General features: G+C 43.1%; 13 protein-coding genes. 6 read left to right on the top strand and 7 right to left on the bottom strand.

Going from position 1 to position 19,445, the window contains the following annotated elements:
- Positions 1–20: 20 nt before the first annotated feature.
- The 4 genes from mazG to dgt all read right to left on the bottom strand — a co-directional run bounded on the left by mazG (position 21) and on the right by dgt (position 6,365).
- Positions 21–815: a nucleoside triphosphate pyrophosphohydrolase gene (gene mazG / locus AC4IFO_RS11820; protein WP_490734589.1), complete on the bottom strand. Its 795-nt coding sequence runs from the start codon at positions 813–815 to the stop codon at positions 21–23.
- A 278-nt stretch (positions 816–1,093) separates the two neighbouring features.
- On the bottom strand, positions 1,094–3,325 hold the full coding sequence (gene relA / locus AC4IFO_RS11815) for a GTP diphosphokinase (protein ID WP_490734587.1): 2,232 nt from the start codon (positions 3,323–3,325) through the stop codon (positions 1,094–1,096).
- Positions 3,326–3,341: 16 nt separating this feature from the next.
- Complete coding sequence (rlmD, locus tag AC4IFO_RS11810) at positions 3,342–4,673, bottom strand: 23S rRNA (uracil(1939)-C(5))-methyltransferase RlmD (RefSeq protein WP_490734585.1); 1,332 nt, start codon at positions 4,671–4,673, stop codon at positions 3,342–3,344.
- A gap of 165 nt (positions 4,674–4,838) precedes the next feature.
- Positions 4,839–6,365, bottom strand: coding sequence for a dGTPase (dgt, locus tag AC4IFO_RS11805; protein WP_490734583.1), 1,527 nt, complete (start codon positions 6,363–6,365; stop codon positions 4,839–4,841).
- A 246-nt stretch (positions 6,366–6,611) separates the two neighbouring features.
- Here dgt and mtnN point away from each other — a divergent pair, with 246 nt between their 5' ends.
- Both mtnN and btuF read left to right on the top strand, forming a co-directional pair.
- A complete protein-coding gene (mtnN, locus tag AC4IFO_RS11800) occupies positions 6,612–7,304 on the top strand; it encodes a 5'-methylthioadenosine/S-adenosylhomocysteine nucleosidase (protein ID WP_490734581.1) in 693 nt (230 codons plus the stop codon).
- 61 nt (positions 7,305–7,365) lie between these two features.
- Positions 7,366–8,196, top strand: coding sequence for a vitamin B12 ABC transporter substrate-binding protein BtuF (btuF, locus tag AC4IFO_RS11795; protein ID WP_490734579.1), 831 nt, complete (start codon positions 7,366–7,368; stop codon positions 8,194–8,196).
- 369 nt (positions 8,197–8,565) lie between these two features.
- Here the strand turns inward: btuF and erpA are convergent, their stop codons facing one another.
- Positions 8,566–8,910: an iron-sulfur cluster insertion protein ErpA gene (gene erpA / locus AC4IFO_RS11790; RefSeq protein WP_154623408.1), complete on the bottom strand. Its 345-nt coding sequence runs from the start codon at positions 8,908–8,910 to the stop codon at positions 8,566–8,568.
- Positions 8,911–9,123: 213 nt separating this feature from the next.
- On the opposite strand from erpA, the gene hemL reads away from it, so the two are divergent.
- Positions 9,124–10,413, top strand: a complete 1,290-nt coding sequence (hemL, locus tag AC4IFO_RS11785; RefSeq protein WP_490734577.1) for a glutamate-1-semialdehyde 2,1-aminomutase — start codon at positions 9,124–9,126, stop codon at positions 10,411–10,413.
- 319 nt (positions 10,414–10,732) lie between these two features.
- Here hemL and mrcB read toward each other — a convergent pair whose 3' ends face one another.
- A complete protein-coding gene (gene mrcB, locus AC4IFO_RS11780) occupies positions 10,733–13,255 on the bottom strand; it encodes a bifunctional glycosyl transferase/transpeptidase (protein WP_490734575.1) in 2,523 nt (840 codons plus the stop codon).
- 189 nt (positions 13,256–13,444) lie between these two features.
- A complete protein-coding gene (gene hrpB, locus AC4IFO_RS11775) occupies positions 13,445–15,904 on the bottom strand; it encodes an ATP-dependent helicase HrpB (protein ID WP_490734573.1) in 2,460 nt (819 codons plus the stop codon).
- A gap of 100 nt (positions 15,905–16,004) precedes the next feature.
- Between hrpB and sfsA the strand changes: the two genes are divergently transcribed.
- From sfsA to pcnB, 3 genes are all read left to right on the top strand, one after another.
- A complete protein-coding gene (sfsA, locus tag AC4IFO_RS11770) occupies positions 16,005–16,715 on the top strand; it encodes a DNA/RNA nuclease SfsA (RefSeq protein ID WP_490734572.1) in 711 nt (236 codons plus the stop codon).
- Positions 16,716–16,909: 194 nt separating this feature from the next.
- A complete protein-coding gene (gene dksA, locus AC4IFO_RS11765) occupies positions 16,910–17,365 on the top strand; it encodes an RNA polymerase-binding protein DksA (protein ID WP_004260494.1) in 456 nt (151 codons plus the stop codon).
- 453 nt (positions 17,366–17,818) lie between these two features.
- Positions 17,819–19,441, top strand: a complete 1,623-nt coding sequence (pcnB, locus tag AC4IFO_RS11760) for a polynucleotide adenylyltransferase PcnB (RefSeq protein ID WP_490734571.1) — start codon at positions 17,819–17,821, stop codon at positions 19,439–19,441.
- Positions 19,442–19,445: the final 4 nt, after the last annotated feature.

Here is a 19,445-nt window from a genome sequence, read left to right as displayed (position 1 = left end):
GCGAAATATGACGAGACATTTTATTCTTGGCTTTTAACCTGCTGCCAGAGCGCTTCCATCTCCTCAAGTGTAGCATCTTCTACAGACTTACCACTTTCAGATAAACTTTTTTCGATTTGCCTAAAACGTCGTTCAAATTTATTACAGGCTTTTTGCAGCGCAATTTCAGGCTTATGGCCTAGATGACGAGACAAATTTACCGTCGCAAACAGTAAATCCCCAATTTCCTCTTCTAGCCGGCCTTGGTCTACAACCACCTGAGTGGCTTCTTCCATAACTTCTTCAAGTTCTTCATGGACTTTCCCAACCACTGGGCCAAGCGTATCCCAGTCAAAACCAACAGAAGCGCAACGTTTTTGAATTTTATAGGCTTTCATCAAGGCAGGAAGTGAGTTGGGAATGTCATCGAGTACAGAAAATTGTGATTTTTCAGCGCGTTCTTTTGCCTTACGCTTTTCCCATCCCTCAATCACTTCAGAACTTGAAAGTTGGTTTTTCGTATCAAAGATATGAGGGTGACGATGTTCAAGTTTGTCACTAACCGCCTGACAGATATCATTGAAATCAAAGAGTGACTTTTCATTCGCCATTTGTGCATAAAAAACAACTTGGAATAATAAGTCACCCAGTTCACCTTTTAGGTCAGAAAAATCCTCACGTTCTATCGCATCAAGCACTTCATAAGTTTCTTCAAGTGTGTAGGGGGCAATCGTTTTAAATGTTTGTACTTTGTCCCAAGGGCACCCCGTTTGCGGGTCGCGCAGCTGCGCCATAATGGATAGTAAACGTTCGATTTGGCGATTTTCCTGACTCATAGTATTACCCTTTGATTTTCTTTTGCTTCTACATTGTACCTTTATCTCAAACTTACCAGATATAAACGCTAATCAACAAATTTTTCCCAACAAATGAGAAAACAAAGAAAAAATTATTTTCAAAATATAAAAACGGTCATTTATAAAGGTACCGATTTTCAAAATAGTTTGAGTTGTAGGTAAGCGGCAAGTAGGCGAGCCCTTAGTCACATACATTAGTATGTGACTAAGGTGAGAGCGCGCAGCCAACAACGCTGCGGCTCAAAATATGACGAAAATCACTGAGAATGACGTTTGGCCTCAATAACATCGGCTAACTGATTCAACTTCGCTAACACCCGGCCTAGCACCTCGATATTATAAATTTCTATTGTCATATCGATGGTTGCTAACTGCTGCTTAACGTCACTGCGGCTGCTAACCCCTAGTACGTTTACTTTCTCGTTAGCAAGGATTGTAGTGATATCACGCAATAATCCACTACGGTCGTTTGCAATAACCCTAACCACTAATGAATAGCCACTGGAGTAGTTTTCACCCCATACTGCATCTATCACACGTTCTGGGGCATGGCTCTGTAGCTCTGCCAGTTGCTCACAATCGACACTGTGGATTGAGATCCCTCGCCCTTTGGTGATAAAACCAACAATTTCATCTCCAGGGATAGGTTGGCAGCATCTTGCGATGTGGTGCATTAGGTTACCAACACCTTCAACAACAACACGGCCACTACTGTGAGATGGTGCTCTTGGTACGGAAGATTTACTTTCTAGCGTCTTCATCGCCGCGCGGTCTTCTTCTTCCGCAGTGGCTTTATTGAATTTGCTTTGTAAGAAATTCACTAACTGGTTAATACGAATATCACCGCCACCAATACCCGCTAATACTTCATCCAGTGAATGAACATTATAACGAGCAACAAGCAGTTTTTCCGCTTCGCGCAGGCTAATATCTAGCTGAGATAGCTCGCTATCTAAAATCTGACGTCCTGCAAGAATGTTTTTATCTCTATCTTGTTTACGGAACCAGTTTTGAATTTTTGCACGCCCGCGGCTTGTTGTGACATAACCTAAGTTTGGGTTTAACCAGTCACGGCTTGGGTTCGGGTGCTTTTGGGTGATAATTTCAATTTGATCACCCATCTGCAATTGATAGCTAAATGGCACGATCCGACCACCAATTTTTGCACCAATACACCGATGCCCTACATCGCTGTGAATATGGTAGGCAAAATCAAGAGGTGTTGACCCCGCAGGTAAATCGACCACATCACCTTTCGGTGTGAAAACATATACACGGTCATCAAATACTTGGCTACGAACTTCATCAAGCATTTCACCTGAGTCAGCCATTTCTTCTTGCCATGCGATTAATTTACGCAGCCATGCAATGCGGTTTTCGTAACTGCTTCCCTTACCAATTCCCGTTGCGCCTTCTTTATATTTCCAGTGTGCAGCTACCCCCAGCTCAGCATCCTCATGCATCTGGCGAGTGCGTATTTGAATTTCAAGCGTTTTACCGTTAGGACCTAACACGACGGTGTGAATGGATTGATAGCCATTTGGCTTCGGGTTAGCTACATAGTCATCAAACTCATCCGGAAGATGGCGAAAATGTGTATGCACAATTCCCAGCGCTGCGTAGCAGTCTTGCAAACGTTCAACCACAATCCGCACAGCCCGCACATCGAACAGCTCATCAAACGCCAATGATTTTTTCTTCATTTTGCGCCAGATACTGTAGATATGCTTGGGACGACCGTAAATATCAGCTTGAATGTTTTCTTTTAACATATGTTTACGCAATGTACTGACGAAGTTATCGATATAATCTTCACGGTCAATACGGCGTTCATGGAGCAACTTAGCAATTTTTTTGTATTCATCTGGATGCAAATAACGGAAACAGAAATCCTCTAATTCCCATTTTAATTGCCCAATTCCTAAGCGGTTCGCTAGCGGTGCATAAATATTGGAGCATTCTTTTGCGGCTAATACACGTTCATCTTCCGTGGCGTCTTTGACTTCACGTAAATGTGCGATACGTTCTGCTAACTTAATGACAACACAGCGAAAGTCCTCCACCATCGACAATAACATGCGGCGGATATTATCAACTTGGACAGAACTAGTTTCACTTGATTGTGTCGCTTTTAATTGGCGAATAGCATCCATTTCAAGCACGCCTTTAACCAATTCGTGAATCGAATTCCCGAACTCATCAATGACTTCTTGCTCTTCCAGTTTGCCTTCTTCAACTAACGGAAATAATAATGCGGCTTGTAAGCTGCCGATATCCATGCTGAGCGTGGATAATATTTCGGTCATCTCGATGCCACGCCATAGCAATAACGGCCCAATTTCTTGGCCTGCTAATTTATCGTGACAAAACTGCCAGGTATGGATGAGCTTTTCTTCTGATTGTTTATTGCTCAAACCCAGACCGCCTACCCATTTTTCCGGGGCAAACTCACCTGCTGGGGTAAGATGTGCACTTCTTACTGCAACCATATATTCTCCCTACCTGTTAATGCTCTGGTCGACGGATAAATAGTGCCATTGATTCTAAATGGCTAGTGTGCGGAAACATGTCTAACATCCGCAAATGTAATAATTGATACCCTGCATCAAGCAAAACTTTACTGTCCCTTGCTAATGTCGTTGGGTTACAAGAAACATAGACAATTTTTTCGGGCATCAGTTTAATTAAATGTTCCATCACGCCCGCCGCCCCTGCCCGGGCAGGGTCTAATAACACTTTATTGAACCCTTGAGCTGCCCACGGTTGCGTATGAATTTCGGCTTCTAGGTTCTCATTATAGAAGGTCGCATTGGAAATAGTATTGAGCTGAGCGTTGTTTCGTGCCTGTTCGACTAAATTTTCGACACCTTCAACCCCGACAACCGATTTCGCTAATCGCGCTATTGGTAGCGTAAAGTTACCCATTCCGCAAAAAAGGTCTAATACCCTGTCTTCACGTGTTAGATCTAACCATTCTAACGCCTGTGCCACCATCAATTGGTTCACTTGCCCGTTCACTTGAATAAAATTTAATGGGTTAAACTTAAGCACTTCACCCGCAACTTGATATTCAGGCATTGGAGAGTTCCCCGTCAAAGCCTCTAATGCGTTCTCATTCCCTGCCAACCAAACAGACACGCCATATTCACATTCAAAATCATGGAGTTTTTGTTTATCTGCATGAGAAAAAGGCACTAAATGACGTATCATGATGATATTGGTGTTATCCCCATGAATAAGCTCAACATGGCCTAATTTTGGTTTAATGCTCAGTTGGTTAAGGCATTCAGAAAGCGGCTTAAGTAAAGCATCCAGCTCTGGGGTTAATACAGGGCAATTTTTAATATCAACGAGTGTATTTGATTGTGTTTGTCGAAACCCCATAACCAGCCGTTGATTTTTAGGCTGGTATTGCAGGCCTAAACGCGCACGACGTCGATAACCATAAGACTCACCACTCATTACAGGAGCTGCGCTTTTATCAACTCCAGTTTCCCTCATCATTAAATATTGTAAAGCTTCTGCCTTACTTTTTCTTTGTAATTCAATATCAATATGCTGCTGTTGGCAGCCACCACATTGATTAAAATAACGACATTGGGGTTTTACCCGCTGTGGACTTGTTGATAAACGTTTAACCACTTTCGCTTTTGCAAAGCTACGTTTATCTTCCGTTAACTCAATTTGGGCTTCTTCCCCAGGCAATAAATCCGCAACAAAAATTGTTTTGCCATCAAGGCGTGCAATACCTTGCCCAGCGGCATCTAAGCTATCAGCAATAACCGTAAGTTGACGGCGTGGAGTGGTGCGGCGGTTCGGAGAGTAAAATTGAGCCATAAGTCATCACAACGAAGTATTAGTTACAAAAAAGGGTCCTTGTTTGCTTCCATTTCAAGCATTTTTGATGCATGAAGAGGGAAAAACAGACATGTATAGTATACCTGTTTTTCCTTTTATTTTATTGCCTACTTTACGACTTTATTGCTTAGCGAATTAATATTATTAATTACTCACCATAAATTTTCGATATTCTTCATAGGCATAATGATCTGTCATCCCACTAATATAGTCTTGGATCAAACGAGCTCGGTAATAAAACTCAAGAATAGATTTATCCGATTCATTCGTTGCAGATACTTTCTCAAGCGCCTCATTGTAGGATAATCGGTGCTTGTTGGATAACTTATGGAATAGCCGTGTTTCAATAAAAAAGTGTTTGTGGTAGTTTTTTTCGACTAAATCCGCAAAGTCAGTCCGGCTCATCATCAATAATGGGCTATAAAAATCGAGTAGCCCACTGATAATTTTATAACCTTGTAACTCTAACTGTTCGACTTCGTGATGATTAAACACATGTTTAAAAGCAACGGTTTTCAACACTTTCAGTAAGCGATGCTCGGGGCTTTTATCCTCTAATAGCGCGCTATTAAAATTACCATGGTAGATCTCTGGAAGGTTTTTAATAAAGCGTTGAGCGCTATAGTGCGCTAACTTACCCGTAATATTGACGCGTAAATACATAAAAAACTGGTCTTGCTGAATACGCCTAGTGTGATTATCACTAATATTGTTATAAGCACGCATAATGGTTTGGTCGAATAAATCATTCGGCTCAACTTCGCCCCACTCTTCACGTAAATAATCGATCAGTTGCTCAACGGTAAATATCCCTTTCTCTGCAGCATCATCCAAATCGGCAATACAATAAGATATATCATCAGCCGCCTCCATAATGTACGAAAGTGGAAAGCGACAGTATTTCTCCATATCGAGTTTTTTGGTGAGTTCGCTTACAAAATCCGCTTCAGACCAGTAATATCCTGGTTTTTTCATCAAATAATCAAATTCTGCGGGAATGGGTTCTAAATCATAAGCGCCACGCGTGTATTTCAAGATGGCACCAATTTGTGCATAGGTTAGGTTAAGTTTCAGCAAGCGGTGAGCCATGCGCAAACCTTGCGCATTCCCTTCGAATGAACATAAATCTTGTTTTAATTGGCGGCGAAAAAGGTCTTGTTTCTCATTCCCCGTTAATTGCAGTGCCTGAATTTGGCAAGGATCAGGCAAGTCTGGTGAATAAACGTAATCAGGAAAAAGTAACTTACTAAACCAACGCTGAATAGCGGCTTCGCCAAAGTGGCCGAAAGGTGGATTGCCGATATCGTGCATCAAGCAAGACATTTCCACTAGGCTTTCAAAAGCATCACAACGCTCATCTAACCCATAGGTTTCTAACAATTTTTTCTTTTTCAGCTCACCAAGCACCGTTTTACTGATGTAGCGCCCAACCTGCTGAACTTCAAGTGAATGCGTTAACCGGCTGCGCACTGCTGCATTTTGTTCTAATGGAAAAACCTGTGTTTTTTGTTGTAAACGGCGGATAGCAGCGGAGTTAATAATGCGCCCACGGTCACTTTCAAATAAGCGGTTTACAGCGTCTTCATCCTGCGGTGAGACTTTCTGGTTTTTAGCGCTGCTCATGTAGTTACGTTGAAAACTCAGTTTCTTTAGAAAATTAATCTCACCCACGCTGCCACCTTCCCTATCTCGATTGATGCTTCATTATATAGCCTAAATACAGGAAAAATACTTCCCGACTTGCCTTTCAATGTTACACTTCGTGCATCTTTGTAATTTCGTTGTCAAAATTCGAGTTGTTGCAAAAAAATTTGCGAACCCGCTCGAAGAATACAGCACTAACACAATAAAACATTATCTTCCCTAGTCAAAATATTGACACTAATCGTACACATTAAGCAGGGAAAAGGAGACAAAATGAAAGTTGGGATCATTGGTGCGATGGAGCAAGAAGTTGCCATTTTGCGCTCACAAATTGAAAACTGCCAAACCATTAGCCGTGCAGGCTGTGAAATTTATACAGGTAAAATTAATGGTGTTGATGTTGCCCTATTAAAATCAGGTATTGGTAAAGTTGCTGCTGCAATTGGTACAACCTTATTATTAGAACACTGCCAGCCTGATGTAGTGATTAACACAGGTTCCGCAGGCGGGTTGGATCCACGCTTAAATGTGGGTGATATCGTCGTTTCTACCGAAGTACGTTATCACGATGCCGATGTCACCGCATTTGGCTATGAACCGGGTCAGATGGCACAATGCCCACCTGCATTTGTTGCCGATAGCAAACTGATTGATGTTGCTGAGCAGTGCATTCAGTTACTCGACATGAATGCAGTTCGTGGTTTAGTGTGCAGTGGCGATGCTTTTATTAATGGCGCAGAGCCGTTGGCACGTATTAAAGCCACTTTCCCGCAAGTAGCTGCCGTTGAAATGGAAGCCACTGCGATTGGCCAAGTTTGTCATCAATTCGGTGTACCATTTGTCGTAGTTCGCGCGATTTCAGATGTTGCTGATAAAGAATCGCACACCAGTTTTGACGAATTTCTTCCCGTTGCTGCCCGCCAATCTTCACTGATGATTAATGCAATTTTAGCTAAGCTGGCTTAGTTCAACAAAAAAGGCATAACTGTTTGTCAGGCATGCCTTTTATTTCAATATGATGATAGCGATGAAAAAATTAACCGTCTATTTATCTCAACTTATTGCTTTATTACTGGCTTGTTTTATCTCATTTTCTGCTTTGTCAGAGCCAAAGCAGCGTGTAATTAGCCTATCCCCTGCAAATACAGAGCTCGCCTATGCCGCTGGTTTAGGTGATAACTTGATTGCGGTCAGTGCTTATTCAGATTACCCCGAGCAGGCAAAAATATTAGAACAAGTTTCTGATTGGCAAGGGGTTAATGTCGAACGTATTATCGCGCTTAAACCTGACTTGATTTTGGCATGGCGAGGGGGAAACCCACAGCGGCCACTTGATCAGCTAGCGTCCTTTGGTATTCCCATTGTCTATTTTGACCCACAAACCATTGATGATGTCATTGATGCAGTCAATGAATTATCCCAATATAGCCCTAAACCTGAGCTGGCTCAGCAAAATGTTGATGCTATGCGAGCAAAACTAACACCTTATCAAAACCAAAAAAAATCAGGCCTTAAAACCCAAAAAGTATTTATCCAACTGGGAACTCAGCCTTTATTCAGCGCAGGTAACCATACCTTGCAAAATGATGTCGTGACATTTTGTGGAGGGGAAAATATTTTTGCTAACAGCGCTGTACAATGGCCACAAGTTAGTCGTGAGCAAGTGCTCACACGCAATCCTAATGTGATTGTAATGACCGGCTCAGCTGAACAGGAAAAAGTCGTCAGGGATTTTTGGCATTCACAATTGGATGTGCCAATCATTCGTTTAAATGAAGACTGGTTCCACCGCGCAGGCCCACGAATTATCGACGCCACCGAGCAACTCTGCGGACAGCTAAACACCTTATCCTATTGATAAGTAATAATTAAAAATTACAAGTTACAAAAATCTTCTAAATAGTTCGTGTTGTGGCACGGCGGCGAATGAAGATATCTCGGGAAGCATACACAAGTATGTGGCTAGGGTGAAAAGAGCGTAAAGCTAACAACTACGCGAACAGCTAAACGATTTATCCAATTAAGAATTACAAATTACGAATTACGAATTACAAATTACGAATTACGAATTACGAATTACAGGAATTTTCTAAATAGTTCGCGTTGTGGCAAGGCGGCGAATGAAGATATCTCGGGGAGCATACATAAGTATGTGACCCGAGTAGCTGAATGAAGCCAACGCCGCCACAGCGCGAAATATGACGAAAATTACGAAATATGACGAAAATCAGACGCTAAAAGACGAACCACACCCACACGTAGACTTAGCATTTGGATTCGTAACAATAAAACGAGAACCCTCTAAACCTTCGGTATAGTCAACACTTCCGCCTACTAAATATTGCAGGCTCATAGGATCAACGACCAGTGCAACGCCTTGTTTCTCAATCGTCATATCACCATCATTGATTTGATCATCGAAGGTGAAACCATACTGGAAACCGCTACATCCGCCACCGGTGATATATACACGCAGACGCAGATTTGGGTTGTCCTCATCAGAGACTAAATCTTTAACTTTAATTGCTGCCGCATCAGTAAATTGCAATGGCAGAGCTGCATCATCACTCATTTTTTACTCCAAACCGGTGACCGGTAAATTCATGCGTGGGCTAAAACCCACTCAGATCAATTAACCTAATTATCCGCCACTTGACTAAATCGTTCAAGTGTTGTTACACAATTAGACACATTGTGCATATCTTGATAGCAACATTTGGTTTAATTGATGTGGTGCTTTAGAATGGTAGCAAATTTTTATTTCGCCCTTTTTTGGAGCCCTGCCATGTCGCAATCTGAAATTCTGTATGAGCAAGCAAAACAACAAATTCCCGGCGGTGTAAACTCGCCTGTTCGCGCCTTTAACGGTGTCGGTGGCACGCCTTTATTTATCGAAAAAGCAGATGGCGCTTATATTTATGATGTTGATGGTAAAGCGTATGTCGATTACGTTGGCTCATGGGGACCAATGGTTTTAGGCCATAATCACCCAGAAATTCGTGATGCTGTCATTAAAGCAGTCCATAAAGGGTTGAGTTTCGGCGCCCCAACCGCGGCCGAGGTTGAAATGGCTGAATTAGTTTGTGAACTGGTTCCTTCTATGGACTTAGTACGCATGGTGAACTCGGGTACTGAAGCCACCATGAGTGCCATTCGCCTAGCGCGTGGCTATACGGGCCGCGATAAAATCATCAAATTCGAAGGCTGCTACCATGGCCACGCAGATTGCTTATTAGTCAAAGCAGGTTCTGGCGCACTGACTATGGGTGAACCAAACTCACCGGGTGTACCAGAAGATTTTGTCAAACACACGCTAACTTGCACCTACAATGATCTTGCATCTGTACGCCAAGCATTTGAAAACTATCCTGAAGATATCGCTTGTGTCATCGTAGAACCTGTTGCTGGGAACATGAACTGTGTACCACCAACCGCTGAATTTCTACCGGGCCTACGTGCGCTATGTGATGAGTTCAACGCTGTCCTAATCATTGATGAAGTGATGACAGGCTTTCGTGTTGCATTAGGTGGCGCACAAGATTACTACGGTGTTGAGCCAGACTTAACCTGCTTAGGTAAAATTATTGGTGGTGGTATGCCTGTAGGTGCATTTGGCGGCCGTCTTGAAATCATGGAAAAATTAGCGCCTATCGGCCCTGTTTACCAAGCAGGTACCTTATCAGGTAACCCTGTTGCGATGGCCGCAGGCCTTGCTTGCTTAAAAGAAGTGTCTCAGCCGGGGGTTCATTCACGTTTAAATGAGTTAACCGAAAAATTAGCACGCGGGTTAAAACGTGTTTCCCAAGAGCAAGGTATTCCGATGGTCATTAACCATGTCGGCGGTATGTTTGGTCTTTTCTTCACTGATGCGCCAACAGTAACTTGCTACCAAGACGTGATGAAATGTGATGTGGAACGCTTCAAAAAATTCTTCCATTACATGTTAGAACAAGGTATTTACCTCGCACCATCTGCCTTTGAAGCAGGTTTTATGTCTATCGCACACAGCGATGAAGATATTGAGAAAACCATCAAAGCTGCAGAAACAGCACTGGCAAAGATTAAAGCAAACTAATTCGTATTAAAAACAAAGAGGTGAAGCAATTTCGCTTCACCTCTCTCTTATCTATCAGTATTCCCCGCTAACTCACCCAATTAGGTTATTAAATCTAGAACAGATCATCTTTATTAGTTATTTAAATAGCTTGAACTGTAACTAGTCTAGATACATGAACAATGAAGAGAATCAGAAAACTAAATATACCGTTAATTCTCTAAATAGTTCGAGTTGTGGCAAGGCGGCAAGTGAAACTATCTCGGGGAGCATACACTAGTATGTGACCCGAGTAGTTGAATGTAGCCAACACCGCCACAGCTCGAAATATGACGAGAATTTATGGGTTATCGCCAAACATATCTTTTACCCAATCTGGCGCATCACTTTTTTGCTCGTCATTATTGCCATTTAAATTCCACTCAGGTGCTTGATTTTCTGAGCCTTGGCACAAGCTTTCTGGGTTATCTGTCCAAATCGGTAACATTCTACCGCCACCAAAGTTTGAACAACTTAACTGCCCATCTGCCGTAACTTGCATATCAACAATGCCTTCCGGTGCACGGTTAATCAGCGCTAAAGGTGCTTGGTTATCAAGGTAGCGTTGGTAGACTTTCAAAGCCCCTGTCGCCCCTGTTAACTGTGTTGGACCATTGTTATCACGCCCAACCCAGACGATTGCCACTTCTTTACCATCAATACCCGCATACCAGCTATCACGCAAATCATTGGTTGTCCCCGTCTTACCCGCCAAATTGTACTTACCGTATTTGGATAATAAAACGCGCCCTGTGCCTTGATTCACCACTTGCTGCATACCATAAAGTGTTAAATAAGCAGCTTGCGAAGGCACAGCACGCTCTGCGGATGGGTAGCTTTGGTAAATTTCGTTACCATCACCATCAATAACAGAACGTAAGGAGGATAATTTCGCCCGATTCCCTTCGCCACCAATGGTTTGGTATACCTGAGCCACTTCCGCTGGTGTTAAGTTAACGGCACCCAATAACATTGCAGGGACTTTTTCCATCGCTGCGGCAGGTGCCCCTAAACGAACAAAGGTATTAAACACTTGGTCGAGACCAACATCTAACCCTAAGTTTACTGTTGGGATATTTTGCGATTTAGCTAATGCATCAACCAGCATCATACGGCCATTGAAGTTACGGCTGTAGTTTCTTGGGCTCCAATTTTGATTGCCAACTTTAACCGTCAGCGGCTCATCTTTTAACCACGTATTCAAACGGTAACGGTCCGGTTCACTCAATGCGGCAAGGTACACAGGCGGTTTTGCTAATGAACCAATGCTGCGGCGTGCGTTCAATGCACGGTTAAAACCTGAGAACTGAGGTTGAGAACCACCAACCATGGCACGAACTTCGCCATTAATGCGGTCAACCACCACCATAGCACCTTCAATGTCATCTAATTTACGGGTTTTGCGTAAATCTGCGACACCATTTTCCACGGCATTTTCTGCCGCAGTTTGTGCAACGGGGTCTAAGGTTGTGAAAATTTTCGCGCCTGATAGTTCTTTGACTTTATCACCCAATTTTTCATTGAGTTCTAACCGTACCATCTGCATAAAGGCAGGTTGAGAAGCCACCAGCCCTTCTTTGTTTTTCACACCTAGCGGCCTTGCACTAAGGACTTGGTACATTTCTTGGTCAATCACACCGCGCGTTTCAAGAATTTTTAGCACGATATTACGGCGTTTAATGGCATTTTGCGGTTTCGTCCAAGGATTATACGTTGACGCCCCTTGCACCATGCCCACTAACAATGCTTGCTGATCAAAACTCAGCTCATTAATTGGACGACCAAAATAATATAAACTCGCTAATGGGAAGCCACGAATTTCGTCATTACCGTTTTGGCCAAGGAAAACTTCGTTTAAATACAGTTCTAAAATACGCTCTTTACCGTAGTTATAGTCCAACAAAATCGCCATGTAGGCTTCATTGGCTTTACGTTTCAGGGTGCGCTCATTGGTTAAAAATAGGTTTTTGACCAATTGCTGTGTCAGGGTACTTCCCCCTTGAACAGAACGCCCAGCGGTTAAGTTAGCGACAACAGCTCGGCCGATAGAGTACAAACTGACGCCATCGTGCTCGTAAAAGTTCCTATCTTCGGTTTCAAGTAAGATTTTCACCAATGATTCAGGGAAATCAGCGAGTGGCAAAACTAAGCGCTGCTCGTTATTTGCTGATTGCATCATGGTGATAAGTTTTGGATCTAAACGGAAAAAGCCAAATGAGCGGCCATTTTCCATATTTTCAATCTTACTTAATGAATTGTTTTCAAACACCATACGCGCCAAAATCTGCCCTTCTTTTTGGTCAGGGAAGTTAAATGGGCGGCGTAAAATTTCGATGGTATTGCCACGCACAACAAACTCACCCGATGTGGTGATTTTGCTGACTTTGCGATATTGCATGCCTTCAAGCAAGCGTGTCATTTCTGCTTGGCTGTAATCCATCCCCGGCTCAAGGTTGACCATGCGGCCGTATACCGCAGCGGGGAGATCCCAGACCTTACCATCGAGGCGTTCTTTAATTTGTTGATTTAAATAAAAACCATACGCAGCCAATAGCACTGCAAATACAATCATCAGTTTGACAAGTAGCCAGAACCAACGCCATTTGCTTTTTACTTTGCGTGTTTTTTTATTTTTTGAGCCTTTTTTAGCCATGTGCTCTTCTTCATCTTCATCGTCAAGATATTGTTCTTCAATATCATCATCTTGGTATAAATCTTCATCATCATAATCATCGCGGTCTCTACGGCGGCGTGATGAAGATTGTTTTTTGTCAGCCGTTTTTTTATTACGTCGGCCGATTGGTTCAAAATCTTTACCGGACATGGTCGCTCCATATCACCTTACAAAATCACTTAACAACTTAATTATTCACTAATTGCTTAACGCGTAGTGGTTAATTTTGGCCCATAACCCTTGAGATTTCACCAAAGAAAGCTCTTAATTACATTTCCTTACTCTGACTCGCCCATTTAAGCCAGTTTTGGAAACCCGCTATTAGAGCATAAAAATCGGTTATTTCGTACTCATCATCGCTTTTTTTGTTTGCCTTGTGGGTGCCGTATTCGCAGGGTCATCGGGCCACAAGTGCTTTGGATAACGCCCTTTCATCTCTTTTTGGATCTCTTTGTAGCTACCTTGCCAAAAAGCACCAAGGTCTTGCGTAATTTGCAGTGGTCGCATGGCAGGCGATAACAAAGACACGGTTAACGTCAGTTTTCCCTGAGCAACAGTCGGGTTCGTTTTTTCACCGTACATTTCCTGCATGCGAATTTCAATAAAGGGAGGCTTGTCTAAAGCGTAGTGAATACTCACATCGTGGGAAGATGGTGCGTGATAGGTATCAGGGAACAGACTCTGTAACCATTGTTGTTGCTGCCAATCCAAACGGTTGATTAATAACTTAGCCAAATCAATTTGTTGCAACTTTTGCTTGTTTGTCACGCCATCCAGATAGGGTTCTAACCATTCTCCCAAAGAATCCAATAGGGCATTTTCATCAAAATCAGGGAAATTGACTTCAGGAAACAACTGCTTTGCCAATGTGCAACGAATGCACAGTTGCAGTGCATCTTCCTGCCAATTTAGCTGTTGTAACCCATTTTGCTTTAACCAGTAAACCAATGCTTGGCGAATTTCTGCTTTATCTGGATTTGTGAGCCGCTCAGATTTCACCACCAATTGCCCACATTGTAAGCGCCTCCATGCTAGCAAAGTGCCTTTTTGCTCATCCCATTCAACGGTTTCTTGTGTGCTAAATAAAAAAGGGCAATCTGCTTGTAACCTTTCAATTTGAATAGGATAGGCTAATGAGACTCTCGCATCCGCTGAGTTTTCAGGCTGCCAGAGAGAGACAACCATTAGCCAAGGCGTGCCAATTAGCGGATCCGATTCAGTCAGGGATGCCCCCAGCCCGCTGGCGAGTTGGTAGCGCAGTTGGTTATCACGCGATTTGGCGATGCGGTCTGGGAAAGCCGCGGCTAATAATGTTGGTAACCACTCACTTATCAATTCTGATTGCAGCCCAATTTTATTTGATACTTTTTGTTCACTCAGCACTGATGCTCGCTTGCACCAATTATCTGTCGGCCTTTCAATGAAGCTGCGTAAGTCGCCCCCCCCATTACGTGGAGGTTCTTCAATGATTGCCGTGAGCAATCCGGCGAGCTGAATCACATTTTTATTTTCGCTTTCTTGCGCTTTACAGAGCATCGCGGCAGTTCGCACCTCGCTACCGAAAGCTGCCATCTTTTGCCCCAAGACTGTTAACTTACCTTGGCTATCAACCGCGCCTAATTTCGTTAATAAATCCTTCGCAGCGGCAATAGCAGGTTGTGGCGGTGGCGATAACCAACTTAGTTGTGCCGTATCATGGCATCCCCATTGCAATAAGGAGAGCCATAACCCACTGAGATCGCTTTGGTTAATTTCTGCATCACTAAACTGCGCGGCACGCTCGGCTTGTTCTTCACTAAATAAGTGCCAGCAAATACCCGCCTCCAAACGTCCTGCCCGCCCAGCTCGCTGAGCCATTGAGGCTTGGCTAATCCGCTGTTTGACCAGTTTAGTTAGCCCTGAACGTGGGTTAAACTGCCCAACACGCTCAAAGCCGCTATCGACCACTAAACGAATACCTTCGATGGTTAAACTGGTTTCGGCTATATTAGTCGCTAGCACCACTTTGCGTTTTCCTTCGGGAGCAACTTGAATAGCTTGTTGTTGTGCCTGTAGTGAAAGAGCGCCATATAGAGGGCACAAAAGTATGTCCTCACTTACCATGGAGGAGAGCTCTAGTCTCACTTTCTCTATTTCCCCCACCCCAGGCAGGAATAAAAGTAATGAACCTGATTGTTGTTGCAGTAATTGCCATACCAGTGAGGCAACTTCTTTATGGAATAACTTATTAGGGTTAATTGGATGGTACTCACGCACAACAGGGAAAGTTCGTCCTTGAGAGGTGATGACTGGCGCTTCAGGAAATAGCTGCGTGAGCCCTTCGTTATCCAATGTTGCAGACATCAATAAGATACGTAAGTCATCTCGCAGTGCCTGTTGGCTATCTAATAATAGTGCAAGGCCAAGGTCAGCCTGTAAATTTCGCTCGTGAAATTCATCTAAAATAACCAACCCAACGCCTTCGAGCATCGGGTCATTTTGTAACTGCCGCGCAAGTACCCCTTCAGTCACCACTTCGAGACGCGTATGGCGGCTAACTTTAGTTTCTGAGCGCATGCGTAACCCAATCGTGTTACCGACCTCTTCCCCAAGTTGCTGCGCAAGGCGAGCGGCAACCGAGCGTGCAGCAAGGCGGCGCGGCTCCAACATGATAATTCGCCCATCAATCACATCGCTTCTTAATATCTCAAGAGGTAAAACGGTTGATTTACCCGCACCTGTAGGTGCATGCAACAAAACTTGTGGGGACGATTTTAAGGCGGCCAATAACGATTCACTGACTTCTAATATGGGTAACACGAAAGTAACCACTCCCTGCATTTAACTTTTGCTATCAGACATTGTAGCATTAGCCACTTTCATCAGTCAGCTTATCACTGGTTAGCAGCACGGAGACCTTATGGAATTTCATCCCCCTTTACAGCCCGCCACCTTAATTAAGCGTTACAAACGGTTTTTAGCGGATGTCACCCTGCCAAATGGTGAAGAGATAACAATTCACTGCGCCAATACGGGTGCGATGACGGGGTGTGCAACTCCCGGTGATACAGTTTGGTATTCCACATCTGACAATACAAAACGCAAATACCCCCACAGTTGGGAGTTAACCCAAACGGCGAGAGGGCACTTTATTTGCATTAATACCCTGAGAGCGAACCAGTTAGTTGCTGAAGCTTTGACCAAAAAATGCATTCCAGAATTATCCGAATACAGTGAAATAAAACCTGAAGTGAAATATGGAGCAGAAAATAGCCGTATTGACTTTTTTCTTTCTCATAATGAGTTACCAGACTGCTTTATTGAAGTAAAATCAGTGACTTTACTGGATGATAATCAGGGTTTCTTTCCTGATGCTGTCACACTCCGAGGACAAAAACACCTCAGGGAGCTAATGCACATTGCGAAAGAAGGAAAAAGAGCCATACTATTGTTTGTTGCTTTACATACAGGTATTCACGTAGCATCAGCAGCTGCACATATTGATAAGAAATATGCGCAATTATTAGAGGAAGCAAGGCAAAGTGGAGTTGAAGTACTTTGTTATCAGGCAGATATAACCGTTCAACAAATGTCGTTAAGTAAACAGATTAGTTTTACATCTATTAAATAATATTTTTTTAGTAGATTTTTATACGAGGCCGCTGAGTTCTGGGCGCTAAAAGGGAATAAACACGCTCGCCCTCACAGCATTACAAAACTCATTGCATGAACGATTGCCAAGAGAGCTCTCTTCTGCTATTTATAGCGACCTTAAATTTTCCCCCTTGGGGTTTTTGTAAAATTTGCGTGTGTAGGAGAAGCATTATGCAAGAAGGGCAAAAACGTAAGACATCGTCCTTAAGCATTCTCGCCATTGCTGGGGTTGAGCCCTATCATGAAAAAGCTGGCGAAGAGTACATGAACGAAGCCCAATTGGCGCATTTTAAGCTCATTCTCGAAGCATGGCGCAATCAACTCAGAGATGAAGTGGACCGGACTGTTACTCATATGCAAGATGAGGCAGCTAACTTTCCAGACCCCGTTGATAGAGCCGCTCAGGAAGAAGAATTCAGCCTTGAATTACGTAACCGGGATCGTGAACGTAAATTGATTAAGAAAATCGAGAAAACGCTGAAAAAAGTTGAAGATGACGACTTTGGCTATTGTGAATCTTGTGGTGTAGAAATTGGTATCCGCCGTTTGGAAGCCCGTCCTACCGCTGATTTATGTATCGACTGTAAAACGTTAGCTGAAATTCGCGAAAAGCAAATGGCAGGCTAATTGCTCAGATGGAGTCCTGAACGGCGCATATCACGTGCGCCGTTATAAGGGTTACACTCCGCAAAAATCTCTCCGATGTTAATTCCTCCTATAAGTAATCTTTATTAATCACTTATTTTTGCTATCATTTTTGATAAAATTAATGGTAAGCAAACAAAGGTACGGTTAGGCATTCAATAAAAACACAGCTTTTCAGTAAATTTTTTTATCGGATTTTATTGTGCATTTTTCAGATCATAATTTAAATAAAGCACAATATCATTGCGTGAAAACCCTTTAATATAAGGCATTCCAAGCCATAGTTCGCGAGATTTGGAACGTTATTTTTTATTTTTCGAATGATTTTTATTGATAAAAAAAATGATTAGAGGTGACTTTTATTCGTTTAACCATTCTCAAAGAAACTTCAGTGAGCTATGATTAGCCGCTTATTTTGTTTATTGAATATTGGTAATGACATCGAGGTGTACTATTTTTAACCGAGTAGCAAATTTCTGCCGTAACATTTTATCTCGCAATACAACTGCGCCGAATGGTGAAGATGCGTTGCAGCATGCGCATACTCAGCGAGATACCACGGCAGCCGGTAAAAGGCCAGTCACTCACTCCGACACGGTGCAAACATCACCTAACACTCGGAATTCTAAACAAACGCCAAGAACAGCGCCTATTAAAAAAACGGTTCGTCAATCTCAACGTGCCGATTCTACACCTGAGAAACACCCGACAATGACAACCGAAAATAACGAAAACATTACTGTTATTCCGCGTTCTGAACACCCAATTTCTCGTAGTGACATCAGCGACAATGCGCTGAAAGTCCTCTACCGCTTAAATAAAAGTGGCTACGAAGCCTATTTAGTTGGCGGTGGTGTCCGTGATTTACTCTTAGGTCAAAAACCTAAAGACTTTGATATCACGACAAACGCGACACCAGAGCAAATTCGTAAGCTATTTCGTAACTGCCGCCTTGTTGGCCGTCGATTCCGTTTAGCGCACATCATGTTTGGCCCTGAAATCATTGAAGTTGCCACGTTCCGTGGTCACCATGACCAAAATGCCTCTGACGATAAAAACCTATCTGCACAAGCACAAAATGGCATGCTGCTACGCGATAACATCTTCGGCTCCATTGAAGAAGATGCGATCCGCCGCGACTTTACGGTTAACAGTTTGTATTACAACATTGAAGATTTCACCTTACGTGACTACGTCAATGGTTTGAAAGATCTTAAAGAAGGCGTTATCCGCCTTATCGGCGATCCTGAGACTCGTTATCGTGAAGACCCCGTTAGGATGTTAAGAGCGGTGCGTTTTGCCTGTAAGTTAGATATGACTATCGAGCCAAGAACAGCCGATCCTATCTACCAACTTGCACCTTTGCTCCGGGAAATACCTTCCGCTAGGTTATTTGAAGAGTCTCTAAAACTGCTGCAAGCAGGCCAAGGTTATTCAACGTATAAAATGCTCAAAAAATTTGGCTTGTTTGAGCAATTATTCCCTGTTGTTGCGAGCCGTTTCAGTGAAAATGGCGATTCGCCAATGGAAAAAATCATTGAGCAAGTACTCAAAAATACTGACTTTAGGCTTAAAAATGATAAGCGTGTAAACCCTGCATTTTTATTTGCTGCTATGTTATGGTATCCCGTCACTGAGCACGCAGAGAAGCTGTCTCAAGAAGGTGGGCTTGCCTATTATGATGCTTTCGCTCTTGCCATGAATGATATTTTAGATGAGCAATGCCGTTCAATTGCTATCCCTAAACGTATTACCACGACAATGCGCGACATTTGGCTATTACAATTACGTTTACCGCGCCGTCAAGGTAGCCGTGCCAATAAATTAATGGAGCACCCAAAATTCCGTGCAGCCTTTGATTTATTAGAGCTTAGAGCCAATGTCGAACATCGAAATGAACTTCAAGAATTGGCATTATGGTGGGCGGATTTTCAGCAAGCCAACAATATTAAACAGCGTGAGATGATTTCAGAGTTAGGTAATGCGCCGACTCGTCGCCGTCCTCGCCCACAACGTTCCTCTCATTCTGGGGCGCGTAAACCGAATAAGTCGTCATAAATAG

The organism is Providencia sp. UF-224, assembly GCF_058245955.1.
This window is presented reverse-complemented; position numbering and strand designations above follow the sequence as displayed.

Bases quoted from the DNA above. Each gene is read 5' to 3' on its own strand.
- mazG (WP_490734589.1), bottom strand. From the start codon at position 815: ATGAGTCAGGAAAATCGCCAAATCGAACGTTTACTATCCATTATGGCG.
- relA (WP_490734587.1), bottom strand. From the start codon at position 3,325: ATGGTTGCAGTAAGAAGTGCACATCTTACCCCAGCAGGTGAGTTTGCC.
- rlmD (WP_490734585.1), bottom strand. From the start codon at position 4,673: ATGGCTCAATTTTACTCTCCGAACCGCCGCACCACTCCACGCCGTCAA.
- mtnN (WP_490734581.1), top strand. From the start codon at position 6,612: ATGAAAGTTGGGATCATTGGTGCGATGGAGCAAGAAGTTGCCATTTTG.
- btuF (WP_490734579.1), top strand. From the start codon at position 7,366: ATGAAAAAATTAACCGTCTATTTATCTCAACTTATTGCTTTATTACTG.
- erpA (WP_154623408.1), bottom strand. From the start codon at position 8,910: ATGAGTGATGATGCAGCTCTGCCATTGCAATTTACTGATGCGGCAGCA.
- hemL (WP_490734577.1), top strand. From the start codon at position 9,124: ATGTCGCAATCTGAAATTCTGTATGAGCAAGCAAAACAACAAATTCCC.
- mrcB (WP_490734575.1), bottom strand. From the start codon at position 13,255: ATGTCCGGTAAAGATTTTGAACCAATCGGCCGACGTAATAAAAAAACG.
- sfsA (WP_490734572.1), top strand. From the start codon at position 16,005: ATGGAATTTCATCCCCCTTTACAGCCCGCCACCTTAATTAAGCGTTAC.
- dksA (WP_004260494.1), top strand. From the start codon at position 16,910: ATGCAAGAAGGGCAAAAACGTAAGACATCGTCCTTAAGCATTCTCGCC.
- pcnB (WP_490734571.1), top strand. From the start codon at position 17,819: ATGACATCGAGGTGTACTATTTTTAACCGAGTAGCAAATTTCTGCCGT.